Consider the following 21,919-nt stretch of genomic DNA (forward strand, 5'->3'; position numbering starts at 1 on the left):
CAAAGAAAAGGACTAATAACCGTTAGCCTCATTACAACTAATGGTTATTAGTCTGTCAAGAGGAAATTTATTTATTTCTGCCATAAAACAATTGATTCCGCCGAATAGAAGCTTATCCGGCGGAATCATTACATTAGTTTTTCTTAAGTTTAACGGCAAATACCGCTACTGCGGCAGCGGTCAGCACTACCGCGTAGGCAACGACCCACCACAGCTCAGGGAAGATCGCGCCAAAATCACCTGCCGCTGCCGCCTGAGCCGCTTTTACCGCATGCGAGAAGGGAAGGATATTCGATACGGTCTCAAAAGCGCCGCCCACCATTGAGGTATCAAACCAGATGTTGGAGAACCATGCGGAAAGGTTCGTCAGCAGAGCGCCGCATATACCGCCGACCGCCTTCTCGCTCAGCACGGAGCCGAACATCAGACCCAACGCGATGAATACGATTGTGATCGGGATATTCACCGCAACAGCGGCTAACAGATTCGCCGAAAACGGTAAACCGAGAAAAAGCGCGCACAGATAGCATACGGTTGATTGAGTCAGCGCAATCGGTATCATCGGCATAGTATAACCGAGAATAAATTCAGAGGGGCGCAGCGGCGAAGTGAACAGTCTTAGGACAAAGCCGGTTGTTCTGTCTTTCGCAATCAGCATGGAAGAGAACAAGGATAAAAAGCTGAGACCGAATACTGTGATACCGGGCGCTAAGTATTGAATCTGAAAATTTGTCGGACCGTATCCCCGGGGGATGGCTTTGTTGATTGCCGACAGCAATAACAGGAGTATGAGGGGAAACACAATACCGAAAATCAAGGTCAGATTATCGCGGGTGATCTCTTTTGTGTTGCGTGAAGCAAAGGTTATGGTTCTCATTTTGTGTTCTCTCCTGATATCGTAATAAACGCTTCTTCAAAATCATTTGTGTTGGCTTTTGTCTTCAACTCCTCTGCGGTACCCTCGGCACACAGCGCTCCGCGCGCCATGATACCGATACGGTCGCAAAGGCTCTCTGCTTCCTCCAAATAATGGGTCGTCAGGATTATTGTCATTTTACCTTTTAATTCTTCGATAGATTTCCAAAGCTCACGGCGAGCCAGAACATCAAGACCTAAGGTCGGCTCATCCAAAAAAAGAACATCCGGTTGAGTGATGAGAGCCATTGCGATACTCAGCCTGCGCTGCCAGCCGCCGGATAAGGTCGCAGCACGGCATTTAGCTATTTCTTCCATTGAGAAATCCTCGATCATCTTCCGGGCTTTTTCCTTGGATTCTTTCTTGTTGCAGCCATAGATGCGGGCGATGAATTCGAGATTTTCGCGCACACTCAGCTTAGCGGCAACGGCGGTTTCTTGCGGAGAAACATTCATGATCGCCTTGACTTGTTCCGCTTCATTCTTTATGCTGCGCCCCATCACCCATGCTTCTCCCGAAGTAGGCTGTGTCAGGCAGGACAACATTTTGATTGTAGTGGATTTGCCCGCTCCGTTGACGCCGAGCAGACCGTACAGCTCGCCCTGATAAACGGCAAGCTCCAATCCCTTCACCGCTGTTTTGTCCTTATATTTCTTTACCAGCTTTTCTGTTTTGATGGCTTCCATATCGATTCTCCCAAAGTATGATAATGCCGTGATTTGTTATGTATAGTATAACATTACGGTACGCTGCTTTCTACCAACCGGGATTAACCAAGTGTGTTAAAAATCGTAGCAAAAAAGCGCCGCCCCTGAGGACGACGCTGAATATGCGGTTGAAATAATAAAGGCAGCACCGCATAAATTTATTCTGTTTTCATATCACCTAAAGAGATTTTAGCCAGCGCGATGCCGCCCCTTGAAGTATCTCCCATCACCATTAGTCTGTCTCCCGCGTGAATATCAAACACCTCGCGGGCATATTCCGGGATTTTGACTTGTCCGTCCTGCGTAACCTCTGTCATACCGAAAATATACTTTCCGTCAGCAGTATTTTCGTTCGCATCCAAACCATCGAGCGGCACGGATACAAGTACGTCGATTGAAAGAGTATAATACTCCGCTATTTCACGGCATTTCAATACATCCGGAACACTCTCTCCGCTTTCCCACTTCGCTACGGATTGGAGCGAGACGCCGAAACGCTCGGCAAATTTCTCCTGACTGAGATTCTCTTGTTTTCTGAGAAAACGGATATTGTTTGCTATCACCGCAATCACCTCTTTACTATGTATAGTCTACCATTATTTCTAAATGATTGCAAGTATCAGCCTGCCAATGGGTTGTTTTATTGCCGCAAAAGAGCTTATCTCTTTTTATACAGCACCAATTCCGGTTTTTTACCTTCTGCCTCATAGGTGCTGACCAGAATAAAATCCATATTTGCTAAAACGCCAAAGCAGCGTCCGCCGCCGAATTCCGACTCAAGCTGGTTGCCGAGATAGGTCTTGTTGTCGTTGAGGAACTTAGCGCTGACACCGCTCGGCAGGGGATAAGCAAGATTGACGAAGCTTCCGACAAGCGCGTTCAGGCGCTCTACCTTCGGCAGTCCCTCGATGTGCAGAGCGTTGATTTCGTCGATCAGCTGTTGCTTGAACTGCTCAAACTCGCCGTTGTCGCTCAGCTGTTCATAGCGCTTCCAATAATCGAGCTGCGGCAGCGTCTGCTTCAAATAGGCGTGCGCCTGCTCCTCGGTGAACTGTTCGCTCACCATATTCTTTACGCAGACGTCGATCAGCTCGTCCATGTCGCTGTAGGTGTACTGCCCGTCCGCGTAGCACCATTTACAGTAGTTCTCGTTCAGTGCGCCGTCCTTATCCGTGCCGATAATCGTATCGTCAAGCGGCATACCGCAGCACTGACAGATCAGCTGACGTGGCGAACCAAGCAGCGTGTTGATCGAAACATTGAAAAGATTTGATAGCAACTTCAGTGCTTCGGTATTCGGCACGGTGTCGCCGTTTTCCCAGCGCGACACCGCCTGCCGCGTAACAAATACCTTTTCGGCAAGCTCGTCCTGCGACAGTCCGTTCCTTGTCCTCAGTTCATAGATAACGTCCTTTGTGTTCATAAAAACACCTCCCTGTTACCAATACTAATACTAATACCTAATAAAAAGCAGACAATCTTTGCGGTCTATTTTCCACAATACTGCGTTGTCGTCCTTGCAAGGCGTCAGCCTTGCCGCGTCCTCCGCCTTGTCTTGCGAAAAATATCCTCGCAAAATATAAGTCTACTTTCTATCAGGAATTAGTATAATACAAACCGTAATAAAACACAAGCAACCCGCTGTTGCCTTATCTTTTCCCCAAAAGATTGCTATTCTTTTATTGATTGATAAGCCTATATCTGCAAACCCCATTTTAATTGAAGGAGCGTAATTTAGAGTGTTACATAATAAGGACAGATATTATCGAAATGACCATCCTTCATCCTGAAACCTTTGGGAATCGTGCCTAATTGCTTAAACCCCAATCGTTCGTAAAGATGTCTTGCGTGAATATTGGTTTCAACAACAGCGTTGAATTGTAAAATCAAGAATCCTATTTCTTTAGCTTTTTGAATACAGTCCATAACAAGCTTTTCACCTATATGTTGTCCTCTGCACAAAGATGATACAGCATAACTTGCATTGCATATATGTCCGCATCTGCCGACATTATTTGGGTGAAGAATATACAGTCCCAGAACCTTATTGTTTTCATCAACAGCAACTCCGCAATAGCTTTGTGACGCAAAGAATTGTTTACCTGATTGCTCATCCAATAAGTCCTCTTGCGGAAACGCAATACCTTCATCAACAATTTCATTCCAAATCATTATCATTTGTTTCAAATCACCCATAGTGTATTCTCTGATAATCATTGCTTCCTCCGTTAATTCAATTTGTCTGTCCAAAAGTATAACACAAAACTCACAATAAGAAAAGAGGGAGTATCGTGATGATACTCCCAAAATTCGTGGTGGACCATAGGTGAGTTTGCATAATTCAAAAGTTTCTTCTCGCTTGTTGCGGTGTGCGGGATTGGTTAAGTTTCTGCTGCTCGGCGGGCTAAAATCGTTTCACTGAAACGACTTTACCTTCGGTTCTTCGCGCAGCTCGAACCTCGGCACGCCCTGTTCGATCCCCCTATGCTCCACTTTACCGACAGTTAAAAAAGCAGAACACCTTTATGGTGTTCTGCCTTTTTAATATATGGTGGACCATAGGGGGATCGAACCCCTGACCTCCAGATTGCGAACCTGGCGCTCTCCCGAGTCACGCGCTTACGCACCCCAAAAGTTTTCACAAAATTCAATCCGCACATTCGATTTCTCAAGCATTCTCGTTTATACTGATTATATCAAACAAACGGAGGTAATGAAATGAAAAAACCAAAATACCATTTATACCTAACGCCTGATGAACGGCGCACGGTCATCAACAGCCTGATTGATTTGAGGAACGACCTCATATCACAGGGCAGATACACCGACATCATTGACGAGCTGCTAATCAAGCTCACGAAAGCCAAAGTCAAGAGAATTAAGATCAAGGAGGTCTGAATTATGGCGACAAAGATTACATACACACAGCAGGGAGATTATTTACTTCCCAATCTAAAGTTACCCGAACAGGATAGCCGTCCAATCGGCTTGTGGGGACAACAACACCTTCGCAATATCAAACGAAGCCGCCCTGTTCTCTACACCAACCTGCTTACCAAATGCAAGCTAAACGAATATCTTGCCGATATTGATGAACAGGCACGGAAGATGTACGACGAGCTTGTACAGGCTTTCGCTAAGGAAGAAGGCTGCACCGAACAACTCAAAGCATCTAATCCAATGCTATGGGTGAGTAAGATGAACAATATCCGTAATAGAGCACAGGAGATAGTAAATACAGAATTGATTTACACATAAGGAAAGCCTGATGATTTCGATAGAAGTCATCAGGCTTTTTGCATATTTTATCAAATTGAAAGAATAAAAACGGTTGAACTGAACTATTTAAGGATCGAGATAGCGTCAAGGATGGTTTTCTCCATTGCTTCCTGTCCGTATTTATCTACCTGCATTTTGTCCTTTGCGCCGTGAGTCAGACAACCCGCTCCGCCGATACAGCCGCCGACGCACGCCATACCTTCGATAAAGTTTGCTTTCAAAAGATTTTTGCTCTTCATTGTCAGCGTTTTTTTACATTCCTCAATGCCGTCGCACGAAACAGCGTTCAGCTCAAAATCATCAAGCCCCTGCTCCTTCAAGCCCTCGGCGACCGCGTCGGCAAGTCCGCCGCAGCGAGCGAAGATCCTTCCGAAGTAGGAAGCGTTGTCGAGCACGCCTTCCTCCAGCGTGTTGAGGTCAATATCTCGGCTGTCAAACAGCGCCTGCAATTCTTCAAATGTCAGCGCGGAATCCACATAAGGCTTGACGGTATCGAGCTGGACCTCCATCTTTTTAGCCGTACACGGTCCGATAAACACGACCTTTGCATTCGGCGTTGTCTCTTTGATATACTTGGCGATCGTCGCCATCGGAGAAAGATTGTGAGAGACGTTCGATTTAAGCTGCGGGAATGATTTGTTGATATAGTCCACAAAGGCGGGGCAGCAGGAGCTGGTCAAAAAGCCCTTTTCCGCAAGCTCCTTTGATTCCGCCTGCGCTACCATATCCGCACCGAGAGCTGCCTCTACGACCGTATGAAATCCCAGCTCTTTCAGTCCCGATATAACCTGACCGAGTTTTGCGTAAGTAAACTGGCTGGAAATCGACGGGGCAACAACAGCATAGATCTTATAATTTCTTCCCTGCTCGCATTTCTTCAGCAAATCTATTACGTTCAAAATAAATGATTTGTCGCTGATAGCGCCGAACGGACATTGATAAACACAGGCGCCGCATGAAATACACTTTTCGTCGTCGATCTGTGCCGCGTTGTCGTCGTTGATGCTGATAGCCTTGATCTTGCAGGCATTTTGGCAGGGACGCTTACGGTTGGCTATCGCGGAATACGGGCATACCTTGGCGCACTGACCGCATTCCACGCATTTGCTTTTATCGATGTGCGCCACATGGTTGTAGTCAAAGGAGATAGCGCCGCGTTTGCAGACGTCCTCACAGCGATGCGCCAGACAGCCGCGGCAGGAATCCGTGACCTCATAACCGGCGGCAGGGCATTCGTCGCAGGCTATGTCGATCACCTCTATAACGTTTTGACGGTCAGAGTTACCGCCCATAGCGATTTTGACGCGTTCGGCGAGGATCGCCCTCTCTTTATATACGCAGCAGCGCATGGTCGGCGTTTTGCCGGGAACGATGATTTTCGGAATATCCAGCACGTTCTCAAGCAGCGTATCGTTCCATGCCTGACGCGCCACCTCGCGCAGCACCTTGTATTTCAGATACTGCACCTTGGTATCAAATTTTCTTAACTTATTCATTTACGTTCACCTAAAAATAACTGACCTTGATGCGTTTGCCCATCAGCTTGAGCGCCTTTGAAAGCTCTTGCACCAAATTCATTTTAATGTTGAAATTGATCGGCAAATCGGGATTTTGATGTGCCGGGTTAACTGCCTTGCCGACATAAAAATTTATATCCGTCGCTTCCTCAAACAACAGACGGCTGATAAGCGAAGCGCCGTCATTGCCGTAGCCCCATTCCTCATAGAAATCGTTGTTTTTGACATAGTCGTTGGCATATTCCACCACCTTGTTGATGGTGATAACGCCCTCGGTCACCAAATCGACGCCCTCCAGCTCCGCGATCGGCGGCACATCGCTGCGTTCAAAGCTGAGCTTTGGTCTGAGCGGTTTCCGCAGCCACTTTGCGGCAATGGAAGAGGTCGTTCCGCCGCAGATGATATGCTTGCCCTCCTTTGAGAAAAACAGGCTCATCATACGGTCGCAGTCGTCCCTGTCGGAGGGCGGGCCGAAAAGGATATTCATAGGCACGCGCTTGCGGATCTTGATAACGCAAGCGGTCGCGTCATCGCCGGGTTTTCCGCCGTAAAGACTGTTGACCTCGTCTATCAGCATCGTGGAAAGCGACTTCGCGGTAAAACAGCCGCCCGACATACTCAGCATATATTCCGCAATGTCCTCCCACTTCCAGCCGAAGTTATACGCGATACCGATCCCCGCGTGAGGGCAACCGTCGCTCATGGCGATGATAATGTCATCCTCCTTTAAGCGGATAACGGACTTGTATATCTTTTTTCCGCCGATATTGACCTCGGTTTTGGCGTAATCGTAAAGATCGCCGTCGCGGATATAAATTATATGAGGATTGTCGTACTGTATCAACTCGATGGTGCGGGAGTTGATAATGTGCATAATTGTAAAGGTGGAGTACGCAACGCCGCGTACCGAACAGACAGGGAGCGTTGCGGCAATGGTAGAAACACATTCCTCCAAAGGCAAATCTGCCGCCATCATGGTTGAGATGATCTTGGAGGTGAGTGTAGACAGAATACTCGCCTTTACTCCGCTGCCCATACCGTCTGCCAGCACGATAACGGTAGAATCACCGCTCTGTTCTACGATGTCGATATGGTCGCCGCAGAGCTGTTCGCCGTCGTGGTTAATGCTTTTGTAGCCGATTTCCGCACATAAATCATTCATCCGTAATCGACTCCTTCAGCTTTGACAGCGCAATTTTCGTTTCGGCGGCAGTTTCTCCGAGCAGCGAAGCGATCTCCTGCACTATGCGCATTTGCTTATCGACCACCTTGTCGGCGACCTCAACCGTTTGACGGCTGATATCCTCCTTGCGGCGGCGTGCGGTTTCCTCCTCGGTGACGTCCGTCATAATGCAGATCAACATATTGCTCTCTTTGTCGGGAACGACCGTCATTTCGACATATCGGTCGTACTCGGCTAAAAATGTACGCTCGTTGTATATTCCGCGGTGGGTCGTCTGCACGTTCAAAAACGGCAGCGGGTCGAGGATCCGCACCACCTGAGAGCCCATAACATCGGACGCGGCGCGCAGATTCAATATTTTCAGCGCGGCGGAATTGATCTGCTGCACCTCCAGCAGATCGTTCACGACGATCAGACCGTTGGGCGTGTTTTTAACGATCGTATCCGAGAAGCTCTCTGCCTTGTCCTTCAAAAACGGCAGGCACATGGAGATCTCCGCCTTGCCCTGATAAATGGCGACAGCCTTTTCGCGGCAGGTATCATAACCGCAGGAGCCGCAGTTTAGCTCCTGCGAGGGCTTGAATTTACCCATTTGCCGCAAAATCTGGTTGATCTCATAATCTGAAGGCTTTGCCGAACGCGGGGATATGAACTCAAACATTTTCTTCGTTTCTACCGCTTCCGGCTGTTCGACCTCAAAATCATACTTACCGGCGTATTTGGCAACTGCCGTGTAATCACTGACCGGGTTAAGGCGGTGCTTTTCCATAACGGGACCGCCGATGCAGCTTCCGGCGCAGGCGCTCATTTCAATGAAAGACTTGTGAACATTGCCGTCCTCAATGTCTTTCAGAGCGGCTATACAGTTTTCTATGCCGTCGATCGCAAAGTAAGTATAGTCCTGCGCCTCTTGTGTCATTGTTTTCAGAATACCGCCGGTTGTCGGGAAAAACCGGGCAAGGCTTTTCTCTGTATGGTCAGTTTTCTTTTCGAGGGCAATGTTTTCCTCTTTCAGCCACGCGGACAGCTCCTCAAAGGTCAACGTGGCGTCAACAATGCCTTCATAATATTCCGCTTCGTCTTTTTTGGCAACGCAGGGACCGATAAATACGGTCTTAGCGTCGGGGATACGCGTCTTGATATCCTTGCAGTGTGCCTGCATCGGCGACAAAACATCGGCAAGATACGGCAGACAGCTCGGGAAATATTTTTGGATCAGCAAATTCACGGAATGGCAGCAGGAGGAGATCACGATATCCCTGTTCTCATCCTGCAGAATGCGGTCATATTCGCGCTTGACGATCGTCGCGCCGACAGCGGTTTCTTCAACGTCGTAAAAACCGAGCTTTTTCAGAGCGGCGCGCATCGAGTCAATACCCACGCCGGCATAGTTGGCGATAAAGGACGGCGCGAGGCTGACGACCACTGGGGCTCCGCTTTGCAGCAGAACGCGTACTTTTTCGGTGTCATCAACGATTTGCTTGGCGTTTTGCGGACACACAACAAAGCAGTGACCGCAAAGAATGCACTCGTTGCCGATTATATGCGCCTGATTTCCGGAAAAGCGTATGGACTTTACCGGGCAGTGGCGAATACATTTATAGCAGTTTTTGCAATTAGATTTTTTTAATGTCAAACAGTTCGACATCTGTCCGCTCACTTTCAATAGAGTTTTGCTAAGATTTCGGTTTCAAAAAAGCTTTCAAACGTTGCAGGCGTCACACCCATAATGATCTCGTCGTCAACCCGAACGGTAACACCCTCGCGGTTGCAGCGTCCGATACAGAAGCTACCCGCAAGAGTGATTTTATCCGTCAGATTGCGTTCCTCAATAGCCTTTTGAAACAAATCGACAACCTGTTCCGAGCCCTTGAGGTGGCACGACGAGCCAACGCAAATCTGTATGTTCATTTTATACCTTTGCCTTTATGTTTGTTTCAAAGAATTCGCCTACGTTTTCGGGAGATACCGAATAGAAGGTATCGTCAACGGTAACGCAAACGCCCTTTTGGCACTGTCCCATACAGAAGGTGCCTCCCAGCTCCACCTTGTCGCTGAGGTCGTTTTCGGCAACAAGGAGCTGAAGCTGCTCTACCACCCGGCGCGAGCCCTTTATGTGGCAGGAAGAGCCGATACATACGGTTACTTTCATTCTGACTTCCTCCTTATTCGTACTCGACAACGTTTACCCAGCTGAGCAGGAACTCACGTTCCTTTTCGTTGCCCTTTACGGACTGTGAAGCCGCTACGATCGGCATCCACTTCTGGACATACTGCTTAGCGGTGTCGCTCTTTTTGCAGAACAGGTCGAGATACTGCTTTGCTGTTTCTATATCTCCCTTGAGCCAAAACAGCAAATAAGTTCTTGCCGCGTCAGCGGCGCCGTTACCCTGGGTAGCGTGAGACCAGTCGATGATGTAGGGCGTGCCGTCCTCGGCAATGATGATGTTGGACGGATTAAAGTCGCCGTGACATACCTTGTTGTGCTTAGGCATTCCGTTTAATCTGGTATGCAGGTCATAGCGTGTGGTAGCGTCCAGCTCCGCCATGCTGATTTTGCTGTTCATTTTATCCTTGAGTTTGTTGAGCAGAGGACAGGTTTTGCTGAGGACCGTAAGCTGCAGATCAACAAACATATTAAGGTACTCATCCTTTTTATCGGGATCCTCGTCCATCAGCTGCTGCAGCGTTTTTCCTTCGATAAAATCAGACACGATCGCCCATTTTCCGTCAATTTTTGTTACCTCATGGATCTTGGGGATATTCAGACCGATCTCCTCGATACGCGCCTGATTCAGCGCTTCGTTAAGCACGTCGGCTTTGGAAAACTCTTCGTTAAATACCTTTATACAAAGGTCGCCGTCACGATAGACGGTTTTGGCGGTTCTTACCGCGATTACTCTATCCAGTGTCATGTTCTGTTCCTCCCTTACAGATTTTTATGAATACCGTTCTTGGCTCTGCGGAACGACTGCTTAAAGTCACTTTTGTCAATTTCTCCGCTGAGCTGTTTTTCGTCGGGTGTTGCGGTTTCCTCGAAGGTCTTGCCGTAATAAGCGTTAAGATACATCTGCTTGATTTCGCTCATAAGCGGATAACGGGGGTTAGCTCCGGTGCATTGGTCGTCAAACGCCTGTACGGTCATATCGTCAAGTCTGTCAAGAAAGTCCTTCTCATCGGGGACGTATTCTTTAATGGTGGACTTAATGCCGACTCTTGCCTTGAGTTCGTCAATCTTCTCAATCAGATTCGCAAGCTTTTCGCTGTCATTCTTACCGTTAACTCCAAGGTAATCGGCAACCTCTGCATAACGCGCAAGTGTATGGGGATGGTCATACTGCGGGAATGTTCCCATCTTTGCCGGAACCTCTGCCGCATTGAAACGGAGAACCTCGTCAATCATCAAAGCGTTTGCAACACCGTGAGGAAGGTGATGGAAAGCACCGAGCTTATGCGCCATGGAGTGGCATACGCCGAGGAAGGCGTTGGCAAACGCCATGCCTGCCATTGTAGCTGCATTTGCCATTTTCTCTCTGGCTTCGGGGTCATTAAGTCCATTGTCATAGGCTCTGGGCAAATACTCAAAAATCATCTTTAAGGCTCTCAGTGCCAAGCCGTCGGTATAATCTGTTGCCATCATTGAAGCGTAAGCCTCAAGCGCATGGGTAACAGCGTCAATACCGGAAGCGGCGGTCAAGCCCTTGGGTGCTGTCATATGGAAATCAGCGTCGACAATCGCCATATTAGGCAACAGCTCGTAATCGGCAAGCGGATATTTAACACCTGTCTTTTCATCGGTGATAACAGCGAAAGGAGTTACCTCAGATCCTGTACCGGCAGAGGTTGATATAGCGATAAAGTAAGCCTTTTCGCCCATCTTCGGGAATGTGTAGATTCTCTTGCGAATATCGGAAAAGCGCATTGCCATATCCATAAAGTTCGCTTCGGGATGCTCGTAAAGAACCCACATAATTTTCGCCGCGTCCATTGCGGAACCGCCGCCGAGAGCGATAATCGTGTCGGGCTCAAAGGATTTCATCTGCTCTGCGCCTTTGATAGCACAGGCAAGTGTAGGATCTGGCTCAACATCCGCAAAAGCGGTGTACTGAATTCCCAGTTCGTTGAGTTTATCGGTAATGGGCTTTGTGTATCCGTTCTTGTAAAGAAAGCTGTCGGTTACAAGGAACACGCGCTTCTTATTCATAACATTTTTCAGTTCATCAAGGGCAACAGGCATACAACCCTTCTTGATATATACCTTCTCAGGCGCTCTGAACCAAAGCATATTCTCTCTCCTTTCGGCAACTGTTTTGATGTTGACTAAATGCTTTACACCGACATTTTCGCTGACGGAGTTTCCGCCCCATGAGCCGCAGCCAAGGGTGAGCGAAGGCGAAAGCTTGAAGTTGTAGAGGTCACCGATACCGCCCTGAGAAGACGGAGTGTTTACCAAAATACGGCAGGTTTTCATACGCGCCGCAAATTCATCAAGCTTGTCCTTTTCGTTAACAGCGTCAAGGTAAATGGAAGAAGTATGACCGTAGCCGCCGTCCGCAACAAGCTGCTCCGCCTTGCCGAACGCGTCCTGAATGTCCTTAGCGCGGTACATGGCGAGAACAGGGCTGAGCTTTTCATGTGCGAATTCCTCGCTTAGGTCAACTGATTCCACCTCGCCGATAAGAATCTTAGTGCCGGCGGGAACCGTTACGCCTGACAGCTCGGCGATTTTTGCCGCCTTTTGTCCTACGATTTTCGCGTTGAGAGCGCCGTTGATAATGATGGTTTTACGAACCTTATCCAACTCGTCGTCCTTAAGGAAATAGCAGCCGCGTGCAGCAAATTCCTGTTTTACGGCGTCATAGACCTTGTCGAGTACGATCGTGGACTGCTCGGAAGCGCAAATCATACCGTTGTCAAAGGTTTTTGAGTGGATGATTGAGTTTACAGCCAATGTAATGTCGGCGCTGTCGTCAATGATGGCAGGTGTGTTGCCTGCGCCTACGCCGAGAGCGGGCTTGCCGCTGGAGTACGCCGCCTTTACCATGCCGGGGCCGCCTGTCGCGAGGATGATATCCGCCTCCTGCATAACCAGATTGGTCATTTCCAGCGAGGGAACGTCGATCCATGCAATAATGTTTTCCGGTGCGCCGGCTGCTACCGCCGCCTCCAGAACGACCTTTGCTGCTTCGATGGTGCTCTTCTTTGCGCGGGGATGCGGGCTGATGATGATAGCGTTTCTGGTTTTCAGACAAATCAACGCTTTAAAAATTGCGGTGGACGTGGGGTTTGTAGTGGGAATAACCGCACCTACAACGCCGATCGGCTCGGCGATCTTCTTGGTGCCGAAGGCAGTGTCTTCTTCGATCACGCCGCATGTTTTGACGTCGCGGTACTGGTTGTAGATATATTCGCTGGCATAGTGGTTCTTGATGACCTTGTCCTCCACGATACCCATGCCGGTTTCTTCCACTGCCATTTGCGCGAGAGGAATTCTTGCCTGGTTTGCTGCGGTTGCCGCCGCTAAAAAGATAGCGTCAACCTGTTCCTGCGTGTAGGTGGCAAAGATCTTCTGTGCCGCTCTGGCTCTGGCGAGCGCGGCTTCCAGTTTTTCTACGCCGTCAACGATCTCATAATTTTTCTTGTTTGTTTCCATTGTTCTCCTCCTGATTTAATCAATTTGCGTACTGTGCAGATGTGCCAAGGATAATGCTAAGTTTTCGTTTTGCAACGCTATGCCCTGCGGGATCTTAAGCGTAACAGGCGAAAAATTCCAAACCGCTTCAATTCCGCTCGCGATCAGCTGATCGCAAACCGATTGCGCCGCGTTGGCAGGAACGGTAATAATACCGATTTTGACGTCTTGCATCTGGCAAAACCGTCGCAGCTGTTCCATGGAATAAACGGGCTTGCCGGACGCTATACGGCTTTTTCCCGCATCCTTGTCAAATGCCGCTATTATCTCCATTCCATAATCACGGAAGCCTCTATAATCCATCAAAGCGGTTCCGAGCTTGCCTGCTCCGACCAAAACTGCCGGGGTAACATTGTTGACGCCCAGCGCAGTTCTCAGCGAAGCCTTCAGCGCGTCGGTAGCATAGCCTGTTTTGGGCTTTCCTTTTCCGCACACAAGGCTCAAATCCTTGCGCACCAGGACCTCGCCCAAGCCAAGCGCTCTTGCGATTGCCGGTGCCGAGATATGTTCGCTTGATATGTTTTCCAAATAACGCAAATAAGTCGGAAGCCGACCGAGCGTTGCTTTTGAAATTGCGGACTGCAAAGACTCACCTCCTGTTCGCTTGTTAATATTATACAATATTTTCTCAATATGTGAATAACTAAAATGGTATATCGGTAATATATTTATCGATATACCACATCTCGAATAACAAAAAACAGGTAGTTTTTACCCAAAAAACACAAGCAGCAGCCGATTTCAAAAGGAAAAGGCTGCTGCTTTTTTACAGAATATTTTGTTTTGATTTGTATAGCTCGGTCATAAAATCCCGATCCAGCTTGCTGAGTCGGTAATCCTTGCGGCATATCAGCATATCCCGGTAGAGCTTATGATTATCGGGACAGCTCCTTTGCACAAGACCAAAGCCCGAAATAATATCGTCGGGCAATGGAGAGACCCACATAAACGTATCCGGATTTTGAGAGAGCAGGTGGAACTGACCGCCGCGCTCAAAAACAAAGATGTTGCGGGTGCAGTTGACGGTATGTTCATCCTTGAGCACGGTTGCCGCAGGTAAAGAGGGAACATACGGGTCGGCATGTGAGATCTGTATATACGGCTCTAAATCCTGATAGCGTATCTCCTCTTTCCGAGCGAGAGGATGCCTTGCGTTCATCACCAGCACATATCGGAATTCCGCGACCAATTCATACTTCAAGCCCTTTTCATCAAGCAAAGTTTTGAAATAATTATCAAAATGAGAGGCGTAACGGATAATCCCCAAATGATAATTGTGCTCCAATATATTTGTAATAGCGTTGTGAGAGTTGGTTTCCTGATAATATATCTCCGCAGAGCCTTTGTCGATACAGTTTGTGAATTTTGAGAAGGCGTCGGCTATGTAGCTTGCGCGGGGAACAGAAACAGAAAAGGTTTGTTTTGCGGGCAATTCCGACTTATACATCGTTTCAAGTTCATCAAGCTGACTGAGGATGTTTTGGGCGTATCCCATAAATTCTTCGCCTTTGGGCGTGAGTGTCATACCTTTCGACGTGCGCAAAAAGATGGTGATCCCCAAATCCGCTTCAAGCTCCTTTATGGAACGGCTTAAATTCGGCTGTGCCACAAGCAGTGTTTCACTCGCCTTGTTTATCGAACCGGCTTTTGCGACTTCGACCGCATATTTCATATGGATAACGTTCATCCCGACACCCCCTTTGGAACTAATTAAATGATACCATACTTCCGGTCGAATTGCAACATAAATCAAAAGCGAATATCGTCAATAACAGCCGTTTTTGCTTATGATTAGCGGTGATCGTTAGGAAATGTATCTGACTGTGTCCATTCTCAGACGGAGCTTTCGTCATCGTTTTCGATGAAGCGCATTCCTTCCTGCCATATGAATGTACCGTTGATCTTCGGTCGGCTCATTTGGTCATTCCGCTGACACTGCAAGCTCAGCCTGAATTGACGCTGTAAAAAGAATACTGAAAGAGCCGTATCAACCGGCGGATAACCGCCGATTGATACGGCTAAAAATTATAGTATGAAACGAAGAATAAAAACGGAATAATAAATCACGGCAGGAAGATTGCCGATGTACCGAGTTCGCCTTCCTCGCCGCAGTGCTCGGCGAGTATTACGCTGTCAGCGTACTGCAATCAGTCATTTAATACGTCGCCGATAACCGATTTCAGCGTATCGGCGGATTGTTTCAACGCCGCTTTTTCCTTGTCGTTCAGTTCGATCGGCACCTGACCTTCTACGCCGTGCTTGCCCACAATAGCAGGCATACTGAGAGCAACGCCGTTTATTTCCTCGCCTGTCTGTATGCTTGAAACAGGCAATACGGATTTTTCATCCCTGACGATCGCCTCGCAGATCCGCTTGACCGACATAGCGATACCGTAGTAGGTAGCCTTTTTCTTTTCGATGATCTCATAAGCGCTGTTCTTCACGCCGTCTGCAATTTCTCTCATTGCCCGTTGATGCTGATAATGTCCGCGCATTTCACAGAACTTGTGAAGCGGAACTCCCGACACATTGGCGCTGCTCCAAGCGGCTATCTCGCTGTCGCCGTGTTCGCCGATGATAAAAGCGTGAATACTTCTGCTGTCAACACCGAGATGTTCGCCGAGCAAATACTTCAATCTTGCAGTATCGAGTACCGTGCCCGAACCGAAAACTCTGTTTGACGGAAAACCGCTGAGCTGTTTAGCGACATAAGTTAAAATATCTACGGGATTGGCAACCACCAAAAGGATCCCGTCTTTATTATATTTCACAATTTCGGGAATGATCGACTTGAAGATCGCTACATTCTTCTTCACTAAATCAAGTCTTGTTTCACCGGGCTTCTGTCCGGCGCCTGCTGTCACGATAACTACCGCGGCGTCGCTGATATCCTCATAGCTGCCCGCGTAGATCTGCATAGGCTTTGAGAAAGGAAGTCCGTGGCTGATGTCGAGAGCTTCGCCCTCGGCTCTGTTCCTGTCAGCGTCGATCAGGACGATCTCCGAGAACAAATGACTTTCCATCAGCGCAAACGCCGAAGCCGAGCCTACAAATCCACAGCCGATAATAGCGGCTTTTCTGCTGTTTATTTCTACCATAGCAGTCACTCCTTTTCTTTTCTGATTGTATTATATACCGTATTGGCAAGATTAATCTAAAATCTGACCGTCTCTTGTAATCGTCACGACCTGCCACGGAATGAACTTTCCGCTGTTTCTGAGCGCCTGCTCCGCGGCTCTCTGCAAACCTCCGCAGCACGGCACTTCCATACGGACAATAGTGACGCTCTTGATATCGTTATTGCTGATGATCTCGCTCAGCTTGTCGGTGTAGTCCACCATATCGAGTTTCGGACATCCAATCAGGGTGATTTTTCCCTTCATAAAGTCCTCGTGCATATTGGCGTAGGCGTAGGCGGTACAGTCGGCGGCGATCAGCAGCTTTGCGCCGTCATAAAACGGTGCGACTGTGGGCAGCAGTTTGATCTGGCAAGGCCACTGGTTGAGCCTTGATACAGGCTTGCCTGTTACGACAGGTGTTTCCTCAACTTCGGATTTATCAAAGGTCATCATTCTTGAACCGGGGCAGCCGCCCTGATGATGGTGCATTTCCATTTTCTTCTCCTCCTGCGCTTTCTTAACTGCTGTTTCATCATATTCGGGAGCCTCGCGCTCCTCAAAGGTAATTGCTCCTGTCGGACAACTCGGCAGACAATCACCGAAGCCGTCGCAGAAATTCTCACGCATCAGCTTTGCCTTGCCGTTCACCATATCAATAGCGCCCTCGTGGCACGCGTTGGCGCAAGCGCCGCAACCGTTGCATTTTTCTTCATCTATTTTGATTATCTTTCTAATCATTATTCTCACCTCTTGTATATATCATAATTTATTCACCATCAAAAAGCTGTTGCCACAGCAACACTTTTATGATATTCTAAATATGAGGTGATTTTGATGCTTACAAACCAAGATTACATTTGCTCTATCCGCAAATGTTACCTGTTTGACGGAATAAAGGATGAACAGCTTGCCGATGCGATCAAGCTGTTGAACGGACGCATAAAAAAGGTCGTTAAAGATGACTATATCATTCAACTCGGCGGAACCGGACAATATGCAGGGTTATTATTGAAGGGCAAAATCGAGAGTTCCTTCCAGAACGAGAACTTTGACCAAATCACAATGCTCACCTTCACAAACGGCTATCTGTTTGGCGAAAGCTTGGTTATCAATCGGGCAAAAAACAGCCCTGTTCAAGTCAGAGCTGTTGAAGATTGCGTTGTGCTTTTTATTGATTTGGAAATGATCTACGCAGCTGCGGATAATACCTCGATACAAATCATTCTCGCGAGAAATCTGATAAAAAGCCTTGCGAATAAGAACCTTATTCTAAACCAAAAGGTGAGGATACTCAGCCAGAAAAGCCTGCGTGACCGGATATTTATTTATCTCCGCACACTTCCGAAGGACAAGGATGAATATGTAAAGATCCCGTTCACGCAAACCGCCCTCGCCGAATACCTCGGTGTAAATCGCAGCGCTCTATCCAGAGAACTCGGAAGGATGCAGAATGAGGGCTTACTGGTTATTGACGGGAAGAGAATAAAAATAATAGATAATTTGGTTTAAACACAAGATCAGCCTGATGATTTCGATTGAAGTCATCAGGCTTACTTTATTTTAAATTTGTATTTTGATAAGGGCTTTCAGCCTTCATAGAGACCCTTCTTCTTGATAAACCAACCGTGCGGAACATTGGCTCACATTCGTATGACAGCCCCATCATCAGGTCGGTAAAGGTTACTCTTTTATTTCTGCGTACGGTTTTTCTATTGCCGCATATGGAGGAAACAGAGAGTATTCCTTTTACTATCAAAGACCTCAACGAACAATACGACGAGATCATTTCTTGGTCGAGCCTGTACGACAGCGCTTCTATTGAGGCGAAGAAAATGATCGTCAATTCGATGATCAAACGAGTTGATGTTTACCGCAACTATGAACTGAATGTAGAGCTGAATATGAATATCCGCCAGTTCTTCCTCGGTATGGAGGAAAGCGAGAGTATTCCGATTACAGCATAAAATTTACCCGCCTGTTCACATCTCGTGAGCAGGCGGGTTTTAACTTTTTTATACTCTAAAACAACAAATCAGAATTTATATTATTATTTCAGTTTGAAAGTATTGTTCTTGAAAGAAGACTTGTTCACGGATTTCTTCTTTTGTAAACGTACAGTCAACCGGACAAACTACCCACTTACTCTCAATATCATTTATTCGATGAATAATTGCAATAATTTTTCCTGTGAATTCATCAATCGCTTGATTTACACCGAGAATATAAGCATCTTGTTCTTCGCCATCAGGCGCAAGAACGCCTTTAACATATCCGTAATTAATCGGATAATAAATATCCCTGTGTTTTGGATGATAACTCCCAAGCGGTCTATCAACTGTTACTGTAACAATATCTCCAATCATTTATAATTCTCCGTAAATTCCGATTTATCTTTCCAAAAGTATAACACAAAACTCACCAAAGCCAAAGTCAAGAGAATCAAAGTTAAGGAGGTTTGAGTTATGGCTACAAAAATCACATACACACAACAGGGAGATTATCTTCTGCCCGATTTGAAATTACCCGAACAGCCAACTGTTAAGATTGGTATATGGGGCAAGCGGCATTTGAGATACCTTGAAAAACATCATCCCATCATTTACACTAACCTTCTGACAAGCTGCAAACTCACCACTTATCTTGCCGATATTGACAAACAGGCAGAGGATATGTTCTTTCAGTTAGTAAAACGACTTGCGGAGCACGAAGGTGTAACTGAACAGCTTAAAGCAGATAATCCAATGCTGTGGGTGCGAAAAATGAACAATATCCGCAATCGTGCCGAAGAAATCGTCAATAATGAAATGATATATCAATAAAATCAGCCTGCCGATCTATGACCGGCAGGCGTTTTTTCTATATCAGTTTCTTTGTACTTAACAATCCTATCCCAAGTGTTGATGCGTTATGCAGCATAGCGGTCGTGGTTGGCTGCGCTAAACCGCCGACTCCCAGCGCTATCAGTCCGCTGTTAACGGAGAGGATAGAGCGGTAATTTCTGTCGATACGCTTCATCATTGCCGTGCTGAGCTTTCTCAGTGTGACAATGCTGCCCAAATCGTTCTCGGAAATCGTAATGTCCGCTATCTCTCTTGCAATCGGCGCGCCGTTGGAAATAGCGATACCCACATCTGCTGATGAAAGCGCGGGCGAATCGTTCACGCCGTCACCGATCATTACCACCGTGTTGCCCTTCGCTTTTTCATTCAAAACAAACTGCGCCTTTTCCTCGGGCAAGATCTCCGCATAGAAGCGGTCAACGCCGACTCTCTCGGCGATAGCTTTCGCTGTGTGCTTGCTGTCGCCCGTCATCATCACTATGTTATCAAAGCCAAGCTCTTTGAGCTGTGCGATAACCTCCGGCGCTTCCTCACGGAGCGGATCTTCAATGCAAATGACCGCCGCAAGCCAGCCGTCAATGGACAGATACAGTCTTGAAAACTCGCCTGATATCGCAAGCAGTTTTTGCTCTGTTCCAAGCGGAACAGCCGATCCCATATCCTCAAAAATAAAGTGATAACTGCCGATCAACACCTCTGCACCGTCAATGGTGGATTTCACGCCGTGCGCTACCACATACTCGACCTTTGTGTGCATTTCATCGTGCGTCAGACCTTTATCGGCAGCCGCACGGACGACCGCGTTTGCAATGGAATGAGGAAAATGTTCCTCTAAACACGCGGCGATACGCAATAGCTCATCCGGTGTTTTGTCACAGAAGGACACGACGCTGTGGACAGTTGGATTCGCCTCGGTGAGCGTTCCCGTTTTGTCAAAAACGATCGTATTCGCCGCAGCGACCTTTTCAAGAAACTTGCCACCCTTGACCGTAATGCCGTAGGCGTTCGCCTCTCTGATAGCGGACAAAACCGTAATGGGCATTGCGAGCTTCAGAGCGCAGGAAAAATCGACCATCAGCACGGACAGCGCTTTGATCACGTTGCGCGTCAACATCCATACCAGCGCCGTTCCGAGGAAGGTAAACGGCACCAGCCTGTCGGCGAGATGTTCCGCTTTACTTTCTACACTTGATTTCAGCTTTTCCGTTTCTTCGATCATTGAAACGATTTTGTCATATCGGGTAGAGCCGGCGTTCTGCGTGACGCAGATTGTCAGCTCGCCTTCCTCAATCACCGTTCCGGCGTAAACGGTCGCGCCGGCGTTTCTGCGTACAGGCACGCCTTCTCCCGTAAGCGTCGATTGATTCACCATCGCTTCGCCGCCGCTGACAGTACCGTCAAAGGGGATCATACTTCCGGCGTTGACAATGATCTCGTTGCCGGATTGGATTTCCGACGACTTGACCAAAACAGGCTGTCTGCCAGTTTTCAGCCAAACTTTGCCGACATTCAAAGACATACTGCCTGCCAAATCACTGATGGATTTTTTGTGTGTCCAGCCCTCCAATATCTCGCCGATCTCCAGCAGGAACATCACCGAACCGGCAGTTTTGAAATCGCGTCTGATCAGCGAAACCGTGATGGCTGTCGCGTCCAAAACAGAGACCTCCAGCTTGCCCTTTGACAGACACCTTAGTGCTTTCCAAATATACTGCGCGGCTTTGACGGCGAGGATAGCGATACGGATATAGCGCGGAACGAGAAACCGCCTTAAATACCGTCCTGCGATCTTCCGCAACAGCTTGCCTGTGTATTCCTGCCGCAGTTCCCTTGCCGCCGTTACGGATGTGAGCGCGTGTTCGGGAATCACTGATGTATCGGGCTCTGTCTGACACAGGAGTTTGATCGCATCCTCTTTGCTGCCAAAATATTCGATCATCAAATCGTTTGTCGCAGGGTAAACCTTACAGCGTTTGATTTGACGTTCGGAGTTCAGCGCACAAAACAGCTTGTCAAGCTCCAACCGGCTGTATCGGTTCAAAATATGTACCCTCAGCCGACCTCGGATCTCGTGCAGTATTTTAAATTTCATTTTCTTCTGTCGACTCGACCGTCTTTTCGGGTTCAGACTCTACGGCTTTTTTAGATTCAGTCACGACGGACTTTTCAGGTTCAGACTCTATGGGATTTTCGCTTTCCTCGCGTTCAAGATTGATTTGCTTTGCCTCGGCATAAATATCCTCAGCGTTTTCCTGAACCTTAGTTACAGTTTCCATAACGCTTTTTTTGGCTCTCAGCGCTGCGGCGGTGCAATGGGTATATGCTTTTTTTGCGTCTCTGCTTGATAACGCTTTGATTCCCGCTGTACCGAACAACACGCCTCCAAAGAATATCAATGCGCCTTTTCCTAATGATGTCATAATATGTTCCTCTGCGATATAGGCAACGGAACAATGAATCTTTTGAAGATTTCCGACCGCAAGCCTGATATGCTCAATATGTTTACCGAGAAATACGGCGTGTATCAATGTACTCTCGCCGTCCGTGAAGCGATGATGAGAGAACACCACACTAACCTTGACGAGAGTACCGTAATCAGACTTACGCGCCGTGCGCTGCTTGTGTCGTTATGTATTGGATTTATTATATCAAATATTTGAAATCAG

Annotated in this window: 25 protein-coding genes; 6 read left to right on the top strand and 19 right to left on the bottom strand. The window is 47.7% G+C overall.

Annotated features, from left to right (window positions below):
• Positions 1–133: 133 nt before the first annotated feature.
• The 5 genes from AB1I50_RS04390 to AB1I50_RS04410 all read right to left on the bottom strand — a co-directional run bounded on the left by AB1I50_RS04390 (position 134) and on the right by AB1I50_RS04410 (position 3,840).
• Positions 134–877, bottom strand: coding sequence for an ABC transporter permease (locus tag AB1I50_RS04390; protein WP_407725025.1), 744 nt, complete (start codon positions 875–877; stop codon positions 134–136).
• Positions 874–1,602, bottom strand: a complete 729-nt coding sequence (locus AB1I50_RS04395) for an ABC transporter ATP-binding protein (RefSeq protein ID WP_407725026.1) — start codon at positions 1,600–1,602, stop codon at positions 874–876. The genes AB1I50_RS04390 and AB1I50_RS04395 overlap by 4 nt, the downstream gene beginning before the upstream one ends.
• A gap of 179 nt (positions 1,603–1,781) precedes the next feature.
• Positions 1,782–2,186, bottom strand: a complete 405-nt coding sequence (locus AB1I50_RS04400; protein WP_407725027.1) for a helix-turn-helix domain-containing protein — start codon at positions 2,184–2,186, stop codon at positions 1,782–1,784.
• A gap of 95 nt (positions 2,187–2,281) precedes the next feature.
• Positions 2,282–3,046 (bottom strand): zinc ribbon domain-containing protein, encoded by a 765-nt coding sequence (locus AB1I50_RS04405; RefSeq protein WP_407725028.1) that lies wholly within the window; start codon positions 3,044–3,046, stop codon positions 2,282–2,284.
• A gap of 311 nt (positions 3,047–3,357) precedes the next feature.
• On the bottom strand, positions 3,358–3,840 hold the full coding sequence (locus tag AB1I50_RS04410; protein WP_407725029.1) for a GNAT family N-acetyltransferase: 483 nt from the start codon (positions 3,838–3,840) through the stop codon (positions 3,358–3,360).
• Positions 3,841–4,341: 501 nt separating this feature from the next.
• On the opposite strand from AB1I50_RS04410, the gene AB1I50_RS04415 reads away from it, so the two are divergent.
• Entirely contained in the window at positions 4,342–4,521 is a 180-nt protein-coding gene (locus tag AB1I50_RS04415) for a hypothetical protein (RefSeq protein ID WP_316612775.1), read from the top strand.
• A gap of 3 nt (positions 4,522–4,524) precedes the next feature.
• The gene (locus tag AB1I50_RS04420; protein WP_407725030.1) at positions 4,525–4,881 is read left to right on the top strand and encodes a TnpV protein; all 357 of its coding nucleotides are present in this window, start codon (positions 4,525–4,527) and stop codon (positions 4,879–4,881) included.
• An 83-nt stretch (positions 4,882–4,964) separates the two neighbouring features.
• Here the strand turns inward: AB1I50_RS04420 and AB1I50_RS04425 are convergent, their stop codons facing one another.
• From AB1I50_RS04425 to AB1I50_RS04475, 11 genes are all read right to left on the bottom strand, one after another.
• Positions 4,965–6,398, bottom strand: coding sequence for a 4Fe-4S dicluster domain-containing protein (locus AB1I50_RS04425; RefSeq protein ID WP_407725031.1), 1,434 nt, complete (start codon positions 6,396–6,398; stop codon positions 4,965–4,967).
• Positions 6,399–6,408: 10 nt separating this feature from the next.
• Positions 6,409–7,581, bottom strand: a complete 1,173-nt coding sequence (locus AB1I50_RS04430; RefSeq protein ID WP_407725032.1) for a SpoIIE family protein phosphatase — start codon at positions 7,579–7,581, stop codon at positions 6,409–6,411.
• Complete coding sequence (locus AB1I50_RS04435) at positions 7,574–9,250, bottom strand: [Fe-Fe] hydrogenase large subunit C-terminal domain-containing protein (RefSeq protein WP_407725033.1); 1,677 nt, start codon at positions 9,248–9,250, stop codon at positions 7,574–7,576. Before AB1I50_RS04435 ends, AB1I50_RS04430 begins: the two co-directional genes overlap by 8 nt.
• A gap of 14 nt (positions 9,251–9,264) precedes the next feature.
• Positions 9,265–9,513, bottom strand: a complete 249-nt coding sequence (locus AB1I50_RS04440; protein ID WP_407725034.1) for a (2Fe-2S) ferredoxin domain-containing protein — start codon at positions 9,511–9,513, stop codon at positions 9,265–9,267.
• 1 nt (position 9,514) lies between these two features.
• Positions 9,515–9,754 carry a (2Fe-2S) ferredoxin domain-containing protein gene (locus AB1I50_RS04445; protein WP_316626433.1) on the bottom strand — a complete coding sequence of 80 codons (240 nt, stop codon included), beginning with the start codon at positions 9,752–9,754 and terminating at the stop codon, positions 9,515–9,517.
• Positions 9,755–9,767: 13 nt separating this feature from the next.
• Positions 9,768–10,517 carry an RIO1 family regulatory kinase/ATPase domain-containing protein gene (locus AB1I50_RS04450; protein ID WP_407725035.1) on the bottom strand — a complete coding sequence of 250 codons (750 nt, stop codon included), beginning with the start codon at positions 10,515–10,517 and terminating at the stop codon, positions 9,768–9,770.
• Between the two features lie 14 nt (positions 10,518–10,531).
• Positions 10,532–13,255 (bottom strand): bifunctional acetaldehyde-CoA/alcohol dehydrogenase, encoded by a 2,724-nt coding sequence (adhE, locus tag AB1I50_RS04455; protein ID WP_407725036.1) that lies wholly within the window; start codon positions 13,253–13,255, stop codon positions 10,532–10,534.
• A 15-nt stretch (positions 13,256–13,270) separates the two neighbouring features.
• Positions 13,271–13,879, bottom strand: coding sequence for a redox-sensing transcriptional repressor Rex (locus AB1I50_RS04460; protein ID WP_407725037.1), 609 nt, complete (start codon positions 13,877–13,879; stop codon positions 13,271–13,273).
• 181 nt (positions 13,880–14,060) lie between these two features.
• Entirely contained in the window at positions 14,061–14,981 is a 921-nt protein-coding gene (locus tag AB1I50_RS04465) for a LysR family transcriptional regulator (RefSeq protein WP_407725038.1), read from the bottom strand.
• 460 nt (positions 14,982–15,441) lie between these two features.
• Positions 15,442–16,392 carry an L-lactate dehydrogenase gene (locus tag AB1I50_RS04470; RefSeq protein ID WP_407725039.1) on the bottom strand — a complete coding sequence of 317 codons (951 nt, stop codon included), beginning with the start codon at positions 16,390–16,392 and terminating at the stop codon, positions 15,442–15,444.
• A gap of 51 nt (positions 16,393–16,443) precedes the next feature.
• Positions 16,444–17,151 (bottom strand): ATP-binding protein, encoded by a 708-nt coding sequence (locus AB1I50_RS04475; protein WP_407720997.1) that lies wholly within the window; start codon positions 17,149–17,151, stop codon positions 16,444–16,446.
• Positions 17,152–17,247: 96 nt separating this feature from the next.
• Here AB1I50_RS04475 and AB1I50_RS04480 point away from each other — a divergent pair, with 96 nt between their 5' ends.
• Positions 17,248–17,922 carry a Crp/Fnr family transcriptional regulator gene (locus AB1I50_RS04480; protein WP_407720998.1) on the top strand — a complete coding sequence of 225 codons (675 nt, stop codon included), beginning with the start codon at positions 17,248–17,250 and terminating at the stop codon, positions 17,920–17,922.
• Between the two features lie 212 nt (positions 17,923–18,134).
• Positions 18,135–18,377 carry a hypothetical protein gene (locus AB1I50_RS04485; protein ID WP_407725040.1) on the top strand — a complete coding sequence of 81 codons (243 nt, stop codon included), beginning with the start codon at positions 18,135–18,137 and terminating at the stop codon, positions 18,375–18,377.
• 75 nt (positions 18,378–18,452) lie between these two features.
• On the opposite strand, the gene AB1I50_RS04490 is transcribed toward AB1I50_RS04485, so the two are convergent.
• Positions 18,453–18,776, bottom strand: a complete 324-nt coding sequence (locus tag AB1I50_RS04490; RefSeq protein WP_407725041.1) for an inorganic diphosphatase — start codon at positions 18,774–18,776, stop codon at positions 18,453–18,455.
• Between the two features lie 99 nt (positions 18,777–18,875).
• Here AB1I50_RS04490 and AB1I50_RS04495 point away from each other — a divergent pair, with 99 nt between their 5' ends.
• A complete protein-coding gene (locus AB1I50_RS04495) occupies positions 18,876–19,232 on the top strand; it encodes a TnpV protein (RefSeq protein WP_407725042.1) in 357 nt (118 codons plus the stop codon).
• A gap of 37 nt (positions 19,233–19,269) precedes the next feature.
• Here the strand turns inward: AB1I50_RS04495 and AB1I50_RS04500 are convergent, their stop codons facing one another.
• Positions 19,270–21,345 (bottom strand): heavy metal translocating P-type ATPase, encoded by a 2,076-nt coding sequence (locus AB1I50_RS04500; RefSeq protein WP_407725043.1) that lies wholly within the window; start codon positions 21,343–21,345, stop codon positions 19,270–19,272.
• The gene (locus AB1I50_RS04505) at positions 21,335–21,673 is read right to left on the bottom strand and encodes a DUF6110 family protein (RefSeq protein ID WP_407725044.1); all 339 of its coding nucleotides are present in this window, start codon (positions 21,671–21,673) and stop codon (positions 21,335–21,337) included. The genes AB1I50_RS04500 and AB1I50_RS04505 overlap by 11 nt, the downstream gene beginning before the upstream one ends.
• 3 nt (positions 21,674–21,676) lie before the next feature.
• Between AB1I50_RS04505 and AB1I50_RS04510 the strand changes: the two genes are divergently transcribed.
• Positions 21,677–21,913, top strand: a complete 237-nt coding sequence (locus tag AB1I50_RS04510) for a hypothetical protein (RefSeq protein WP_407725045.1) — start codon at positions 21,677–21,679, stop codon at positions 21,911–21,913.
• Positions 21,914–21,919 lie beyond the last annotated feature (6 nt).

The sequence above is a fragment of the Ruminococcus sp. NATIVEDY161 genome (genome assembly GCF_045819895.1).
Taxonomy (GTDB): domain Bacteria; phylum Bacillota; class Clostridia; order Oscillospirales; family Acutalibacteraceae; genus Ruminococcoides.